Annotated in this window: 8 protein-coding genes; 5 read left to right on the forward strand and 3 right to left on the reverse strand. The window is 42.5% G+C overall.

What is annotated here, in order from left to right:
* Positions 1-75: 75 nt before the first annotated feature.
* The 5 genes from JWQ85_RS16975 to miaA all read left to right on the forward strand — a co-directional run bounded on the left by JWQ85_RS16975 (position 76) and on the right by miaA (position 4,780).
* Positions 76-1,053: a glycosyltransferase family 9 protein gene (locus tag JWQ85_RS16975; protein WP_299470100.1), complete on the forward strand. Its 978-nt coding sequence runs from the start codon at positions 76-78 to the stop codon at positions 1,051-1,053.
* Positions 1,046-1,612 (forward strand): L-threonylcarbamoyladenylate synthase, encoded by a 567-nt coding sequence (locus JWQ85_RS16980; RefSeq protein WP_299470101.1) that lies wholly within the window; start codon positions 1,046-1,048, stop codon positions 1,610-1,612. The genes JWQ85_RS16975 and JWQ85_RS16980 overlap by 8 nt, the downstream gene beginning before the upstream one ends.
* Positions 1,613-1,667: 55 nt before the next feature.
* A complete protein-coding gene (locus tag JWQ85_RS16985; RefSeq protein WP_299470102.1) occupies positions 1,668-3,080 on the forward strand; it encodes an HD domain-containing protein in 1,413 nt (470 codons plus the stop codon).
* Between the two features lie 38 nt (positions 3,081-3,118).
* Positions 3,119-3,766, forward strand: a complete 648-nt coding sequence (locus tag JWQ85_RS16990; protein ID WP_299470103.1) for a hypothetical protein — start codon at positions 3,119-3,121, stop codon at positions 3,764-3,766.
* An 84-nt stretch (positions 3,767-3,850) separates the two neighbouring features.
* Positions 3,851-4,780, forward strand: coding sequence for a tRNA (adenosine(37)-N6)-dimethylallyltransferase MiaA (gene miaA, locus JWQ85_RS16995; protein ID WP_299470105.1), 930 nt, complete (start codon positions 3,851-3,853; stop codon positions 4,778-4,780).
* Positions 4,781-4,928: 148 nt separating this feature from the next.
* Here miaA and rfbA read toward each other — a convergent pair whose 3' ends face one another.
* From rfbA to JWQ85_RS17010, 3 genes are all read right to left on the reverse strand, one after another.
* A complete protein-coding gene (gene rfbA, locus JWQ85_RS17000) occupies positions 4,929-5,795 on the reverse strand; it encodes a glucose-1-phosphate thymidylyltransferase RfbA (RefSeq protein ID WP_299470106.1) in 867 nt (288 codons plus the stop codon).
* Between the two features lie 78 nt (positions 5,796-5,873).
* Positions 5,874-6,737: a dTDP-4-dehydrorhamnose reductase gene (gene rfbD / locus JWQ85_RS17005; protein ID WP_299470108.1), complete on the reverse strand. Its 864-nt coding sequence runs from the start codon at positions 6,735-6,737 to the stop codon at positions 5,874-5,876.
* A gap of 46 nt (positions 6,738-6,783) precedes the next feature.
* A partial coding sequence (locus JWQ85_RS17010) for a GDP-L-fucose synthase (RefSeq protein WP_299470110.1) occupies positions 6,784-7,511 on the reverse strand: 728 nt, incomplete at its 5' end.

Consider the following 7,511-nt stretch of genomic DNA (forward strand, 5'->3'; position numbering starts at 1 on the left):
TCAGCATGGCCTTACAACGCTTAGATTATGCAGCCTGTCTCAAATCTCATATCTCAAATCTCAAATCCCAAAATTTTGATTCGCCTTCCCAACTGGCTTGGCGATGTGGTGATGAGCACCGCTTTCATCAATGCTGTTAGGCAGCTTTATCCTGATGCCACAATTGATGTCATCATCAAAAAAGAACTGGGTGGCATTGCTTTGCTTATTCCCGGCATTAACAAGATTCATCTTTTCTCGAAACAGGAATATAATGGCTTAGGCGGAGTTTATCGTTTTGGTAAATCTTTGCGCACTGAACAATATGATATTTATTTCAACCTGCCCCACTCGCTGTCATCCTTTGTAATGGCATGGGCAAGTGGCGCAAAACAACGCGTAGGTTTTAATAAAGAAGGTGGTTTCTTTTTGCTAACGCGATCTTTTAAGAAACCAGCCAACCTGCACCGGGTAAATGAGTATGTTTCCCTGCTGGAAAGTTTCACCGGCGAAACTATCAGCAATAAACAAGTCGGGTTAGAGGCTCAGATATCTACTGAACTGAAAGAAACGGTTATCATCAACTTTAATTCTGAAGCATCATCCCGCAGGATGCCCCTTGATAAAGGCCGCAGCATTATCAATACCCTTACTTCTACTTTTAAGGTTACAATCTTCGCTTTTATAGGCTCACCTAAGGAAGCGGTATTTATTGATGAACTGCTTATCGGTTTAAACAACGGCGACAGATTGCAAAACCTTGCCGGCAAAACCGATCTGAGAGGGCTGGCCGAACTAATGGCTGGCAGCAAAGCCGTTTTAACTACCGATTCAGGGCCGGCACATTTGGCTAATGCCGTGGGGGTGCCTGCCATTGTGTTATTTGGCGCAGGTAATGAAAACAACACTGCACCTTATAATAAACAAGGCTTAACGGTTATACGTTATGGTGAATTAATATGCGAGCCCTGTGTGCGCAATACCTGCAAACTATACGGCATTCCTAAGTGCATGGAAATGTTAGATGAAATAAAAATAATAAATGCATTAAGTTTGCACCTGAATCATGCTTAAAGACGAAGTAAACAAGGCGCTAAAAATTATACAGGATGGGGGCATTATCCTTTACCCTACCGATACCATTTGGGGTATTGGCTGCGATGCCACCAATACCGATGCTGTTAAAAAGATCTACGAACTAAAACAGCGCGAAGAAAGCAAAAGCATGATCATTTTGGTAGATATAGATAACAAGCTGCAAAGCTATATTAACGAAGTGCCCGATATTGCCTACGAACTAATAGAATACGCCGAAAACCCTTTAACACTGGTTATGCCCGGTGCAAAAAATATCTCTCCGGCCTTAATTGCCGAAGATGGCAGTGTGGGTATAAGGGTTACCAGCCATCCGTTTTGCCAGCAGTTAATTCAGCGCTTACGCAAGCCCTTGGTATCAACATCGGCCAATATTAGCGGGCAGCCATCGCCCGAATACTTTTCAAAGATAGACCAGGATATTATTGATGGGGTTGATTATGTGGTTGACATAGACCAGTATAGCACCGAAATTAAAAAGCCATCAACCATAATGCGCCTGGCCCCAAACGGCGGTTTCGAATTTATTCGCCGTTAATTTTTTTATAATCGCTAAATTTGCGCTGTAATACAAGCCTGTTCGCAGCCTTTATATGAAAAAACACCTGCAACATCCGGTATTTTCTGTTATTTCTAAACTTGCTGCCGAACAAGATGTGCAGGCTTACGCAATTGGCGGTTACGTGCGCGATATCTTCCTGAACCGCCCATCTAAAGATATTGATATAGTTATTTTGGGCAACGGTATTGCCTTTGCCGAAGCGGTTGCCGCCAGGCTAAATGTTAAGGTATCGATTTTTAAAAACTTTGGTACGGCCATGCTCCGCTACCAGGATGTAGAAGTGGAATTTGTAGGCGCCCGCAAGGAAAGCTATCGCTCAGACTCGCGTAAGCCAATTGTTGAGAACGGAACGCTTGAAGACGACCAAAAACGCCGCGATTTCACCATAAATGCACTCGCAATCGCCCTTCATAGTTCACAATTTGGTGAACTGATAGATCCGTTTGGCGGAATTGTAGATTTGGAAGCAAAACTGATCCGAACCCCGCTAAATCCGGTAGAAACTTTTTCTGACGACCCTTTAAGAATGATGCGCGCCATACGTTTTGCAAGTCAACTTAATTTCCGGATAGATGATGAGGCGATTGAGGCGATAAAAAGCAACCTGTCACGAATAAACATTGTATCGCAGGAACGCATAACAGATGAACTGAACAAGATCATCCTGTCGCCAAAACCATCAATTGGGTTTAATTACCTGTTTGATACGGGTCTGCTGCACATTATTTTCCCGCAGATGGTGGCATTATATGGTGTAGAGATAATTAACGGTAAAGGCCATAAAGATAATTTTTACCACACCCTGCAGGTGCTGGATAACATTTGCGAAACCACTGACGACCTTTGGCTGCGCTGGGCTGCCATATTGCATGATATTGCCAAACCGCCAACCAAACGCTTTGAACCCACCCATGGCTGGACATTTCATGGTCACGAGGATAAAGGTGCCCGCATGGTCCCCAAAATATTCGCGCAGCTAAAATTACCGCTGAACGAAAAAATGAAGCTGGTACAGAAACTGGTACAACTGCACCTACGCCCCATTGTGTTATCGCAATCTATCGTAACAGATTCGGCCGTACGCAGGCTACTGTTCGAGGCCGGCGATGATATTGAGGCGCTAATGCTGTTGTGTAAAGCAGACGTTACCACAAAAAACGAATACAAGGTTAAAAAGTATCGTAACAATTTTGAGCTTGTTCAGCAAAAATTAAAAGATGTTGAAGAGCGCGATAATATTCGTAACTGGCAGCCGCCGGTAAGCGGACAGGATATTATGAAGCTTTTTGGCATTGGCGAAGGCCGCGAAGTGGGCATTATAAAGAATAAAATACGGGAAGCGATACTGGAAGGCGAAATTCCTAACGAACGCGAAGCTGCAATAAACTTCACAATTGTAAAAGGAACAGAAATTGGCTTGAAAGTTGTTGCACCCACAATTTAAAATAACATTACTATTTTTGACAAAAACTACTTAAAAAAATGGCACTATACAGGTTCAGGGTTACTTTTGAAGATTATGACGACGTTTCCCGGGATATTGATGTAAAATCTAATCAAACCTTTGAGGATCTTCATAAGGCTATACACCAGAGTACCGGTTATAACCATGAATATCCGTCTTCTTTTTATATCAGTAACGACCAGTGGATGAAGGGCGAGGAGATAACCTATATGCCAAATCAGAAAAGAATTGACCGCAAGATCCCTTTGATGGAAAGAATAAAGCTGAGCAGTTTTATTGATGATCCGCATCAAAAATTTTACTACACATTTAATTTCGACAGGCCATTTGATTTTCATGTAGAACTGATGAAAATAATTTTGGAAGATACACCGGGCGTTACATACCCTTCCGTTGTACGCTCTGTTGGCGAAGCACCAAAACAATTTGGTAATGTATTTAACCCAAGCGCTGCTGCTGCCGATACACCTAATGAAGATTTCGACTTTTTAAATGAAATGGCTTATAGCCCGGAAGATGCCGAAGATTTTTCTGAAGTAACTGATACCGGTATTGATGAGGCAGACGAAAAGAAAGTTGATGACGAAGGCGAAGAAGATGAATTTGGATTTGGCGACGATGAAGAATTTGAAGACGAAGACAAACCCGGCCGCGACGATTATTAATTAGATCATGGCTTATCGTTCATGGTTCATAGTAAAAATTCATAAAGCAGTGCTAAGCATGGAGGCTACCATGATCTATCAACTATGAACCATGAACTCCCTACAAATAAAACCCTTATTGTAATTGCCGGCCCTACAGCCTCCGGGAAAACAGCGGCGGCCATTAGTTTGGCGCAGCATTACAATACAGTAGTTGTTTCTGCAGATTCACGGCAGTTCTTTCGTGAAATCTCTATCGGTACGGCAAAACCCACCGGGGCGGAATTAGCCGCCGCACCACATTACTTTATTAATTCGCATAGTATTACCGAGCCATTCTCTGTAGGCGATTTTGAACGCCAGTGCCTGCAATTGCTTGATGAGCTTTTTCAGAAACATGATGTGGTGATATTAGCCGGTGGCTCGGGTTTATACATCAGGGCTATTACCGAAGGTTTTGATGACCTGCCGACTGCTGACCCCGATATTCGCGACAGGTTAAATACCGAATTAGCTGCAAACGGCATAGCGGCCCTACAGGAGCGATTGAAAGAAATTGACCCTGCATTTTACAGCGAGGTTGACATCAGCAACCCACAGCGCGTTATAAGGGCCTTAGAGGTGTACGAAAGCACCGGCAAAACTTTTTCATCTTACCGCACCTCCAAAATCAACAAAAGGCCATTCAATATTATTAAACTTGGGCTGGACATGCCCCGCGAAAAATTATATAACCGCATTAACCAACGGGTAGATATTATGGTGAAAGACGGTTTGTTAGAGGAGGTTGCAGGCTTAACCTCATATCGCCAGTACAACGCGTTAAACACGGTAGGCTATACTGAACTATTTGATTATTTGGATGGCAAAACAGATGTAGATACGGCCATTGCGCAGATAAAGCAAAACACCCGTCGCTTCGCCAAAAGGCAACTTACCTGGTTCCGTAAGGATAAAGATATTATTTGGTTTGATGCGGGCGATGAAAATCTTGTTGCAAATATGCTATCAGAAATAAATAGCGTTAAGAGCTAAGCTTAAATATTTCGGCTAAAGCCGCCAACTTAGCTTCAAGTTCCGTCCCATAAATGGGAACGGCAATGAATGGAGGTATTTATTGCCGTTGGTTTTAACCAACGGATAATGAAATAATGAAAATTGGCTTTAGCCTAACTATAAATAGTTATCCGTTATCTAATACCGATTGTATGTAAGCCCCATAGCCGCTTTTAATATATTTGTTTGCCAGTACTTGTAACTGGCCGGCATTAATATATCCCATCAGGTAGGCTACTTCTTCAATACAACCAATTTTTTTTGCCTGGCGTTTTTCTATTACCCGCACAAATTCGGTTGCATCGCTTAGCGAATCAAAGGTACCGGTATCTAACCATGCGGTCCCCCTGTCCATAACACCTACATGCAGGTTTCCTTGTTCCAGATAGACACGGTTCACGTCGGTTATTTCGTACTCGCCGCGTGGAGATGGCTCAATGTTTTGGGCTATCTTAACAACGCTGTTATCATAAAAATACAATCCGGGTACCGCGTATTTCGATTTTGGTTTCAGCGGTTTTTCTTCAATGGAAACCGCTTTTAGGTCTTTATCAAATTCAACAACCCCATAACGTTCCGGGTCGGCAACCGGGTAGGCAAATATGGCCGCGCCATTTACATCATTAAAGCTTTGTATCAGTTTGCTAAAGCCCGATCCGTAAAATATATTGTCGCCCAGTACCAGCGCTACTTTATCAGTTCCAATAAAATCGGCACCAATAACAAAAGCTTGGGCAAGTCCGTTTGGTTTTTCTTGTATGGCATATTCAAAGCGGCAGCCAATTTCTTCGCCTGTGCCTAATAGGCGTACAAAACCGGCATTATCCTCGGCAGTAGTAATGATCAGGATCTCGTTTATCCCGGCCAGCATCAAAACCGATAGCGGGTAGTAGATCATGGGTTTATCGTAAATAGGCATTAACTGCTTACTTATGGCTTGGGTTATTGGGTAAAGCCTTGTGCCCGATCCGCCTGCTAATATGATACCTTTCATGCTGGGATAATTAGTGATTTATTGAATTATTGAATTAGTGATTTCATTCCAAAAGGTTGACATCCTTATAATCGCTAATTAGTTTTGTTGTTTTAACCTGCCGATGCAAACCGCAAGGCTATCTCTCCAATACGGAATTTCCAGGCCAAATGTTTGTTTGACCTTTGATTTATCCATAACAGAATATGCCGGCCTTACAGCACGAGTTTTATATTCGCTGGTTGGTACGGGGATAACTTTTACATCGGTACCCGATAGTTCAAAAATAGCCTTTGAAAAATCATACCACGATGCTATACCCTCGTTACTGTAATGATAAATGCCATATGCTATGCTATCCGATTCAATGATACGAATAATGCACCCTGCCAGATCAATGCCATAAGTAGGTGTACCAGTTTGGTCGGCAATAACTTTGAGCTCATCCCTTTCGGCGCCCAGCTTAAGCATGGTTTTTACAAAGTTGTTGGCAAATTCGGAATACAACCACCCGGTGCGGATGATGAAATACTTATCCAGCAAAACAGGAATAACCTTTTCGCCATCCAGCTTGGTTTGGCCATAAACATTAATAGGTTTGGCTACGCTATCTTCCTTAAGCGGTGATGATACATCGCCCTTAAAAACAAAATCTGTTGAAGTATGGATAAGTGTAGTATCGTACTTACTGCACAACCTTGCCAGGTTCTCTACCCCTGTTTTATTAACCTTTGAAGCGGTTGCCACATCATCCTCGGCTTTATCTACCGCGGTATATGCGGCACAATTAATAGCGAACGCGGGTTGATGGGCAGCAAATACTTTTTCTAAAGCTTCGGTATCCAATATGTTGGCTTCGTCTTCATTAGGAAAAATAAGATAATCGAGATTGTTATCTGCGGCAAGCTTTTTAAAACATTGGCCCAACTGACCCGAAGCACCAAAAACTATTGTTTTACTCATTATTTATCTGTTAAAAACTTTAAGCATTTGATATATACTTAATTGCTTAGCGCTCTACGTGTTTCACCAGGAAATCTTCATAGGCAAGCTTAATACCTGTTTCTAATTCGGTTTTGTATGTCCACCCTTTTTCTGCCAGTTTAGATACATCCATTAATTTGCGTGGCGTACCATCGGGTTTAGTGGCATCAAAGGTCAATTCTCCTTCGTAACCTACAATATTTTTAATTAGCAGGGCCAGATCTTTAATGGTGATTTCTTTACCGCTGCCTATATTGATGAAACCGGCTTCGCTAAAGTTTTTCATCAGGTAAACACAGGCTTCGGCCAAATCATCGGCAAATAAAAACTCGCGCAAAGGCGAACCGCTACCCCAAATAACAACTTCGGGCGCGCCATTTTCTTTCGCCTCATGAAACCGGCGGATTAACGCCGGCAGCACGTGTGAGTTTTGCGGATGATAATTATCATTATAGCCGTACAAATTGGTAGGCATAACTGATACATAATCACAACCGTATTGCGCGCGGTAGGCATCGCACATTTTTATACCTGCTATTTTAGCAATAGCATAAGGCTCATTAGTTGGTTCAAGCAGGCCTGTTAACAGGGCATCCTCTTTTAAAGGCTGTGGCGCCAGTTTAGGATAGATACAGCTGGAGCCCAAAAACATCAGCTTTTTAACCTGATTAAGGTAGGATGAGTTGATAATGTTATTCTGGATCTGCAGGTTATCGTATAAAAACTCGGCACGATAGGTATTATTGGCAACAA

The sequence above is a fragment of the Mucilaginibacter sp. genome (genome assembly GCF_028288105.1).
Taxonomy (GTDB): domain Bacteria; phylum Bacteroidota; class Bacteroidia; order Sphingobacteriales; family Sphingobacteriaceae; genus Mucilaginibacter.

What these genes read in the sequence shown, in the direction of transcription:
- miaA (WP_299470105.1), top strand. Translation starts at nt 3,851, where the DNA reads ATGAACCATGAACTCCCTACAAATAAAACCCTTATTGTAATTGCCGGC.
- JWQ85_RS16980 (WP_299470101.1), top strand. Translation starts at nt 1,046, where the DNA reads ATGCTTAAAGACGAAGTAAACAAGGCGCTAAAAATTATACAGGATGGG.
- rfbA (WP_299470106.1), bottom strand. Translation starts at nt 5,795, where the DNA reads ATGAAAGGTATCATATTAGCAGGCGGATCGGGCACAAGGCTTTACCCA.
- JWQ85_RS16990 (WP_299470103.1), top strand. Translation starts at nt 3,119, where the DNA reads ATGGCACTATACAGGTTCAGGGTTACTTTTGAAGATTATGACGACGTT.
- rfbD (WP_299470108.1), bottom strand. Translation starts at nt 6,737, where the DNA reads ATGAGTAAAACAATAGTTTTTGGTGCTTCGGGTCAGTTGGGCCAATGT.
- JWQ85_RS16985 (WP_299470102.1), top strand. Translation starts at nt 1,668, where the DNA reads ATGAAAAAACACCTGCAACATCCGGTATTTTCTGTTATTTCTAAACTT.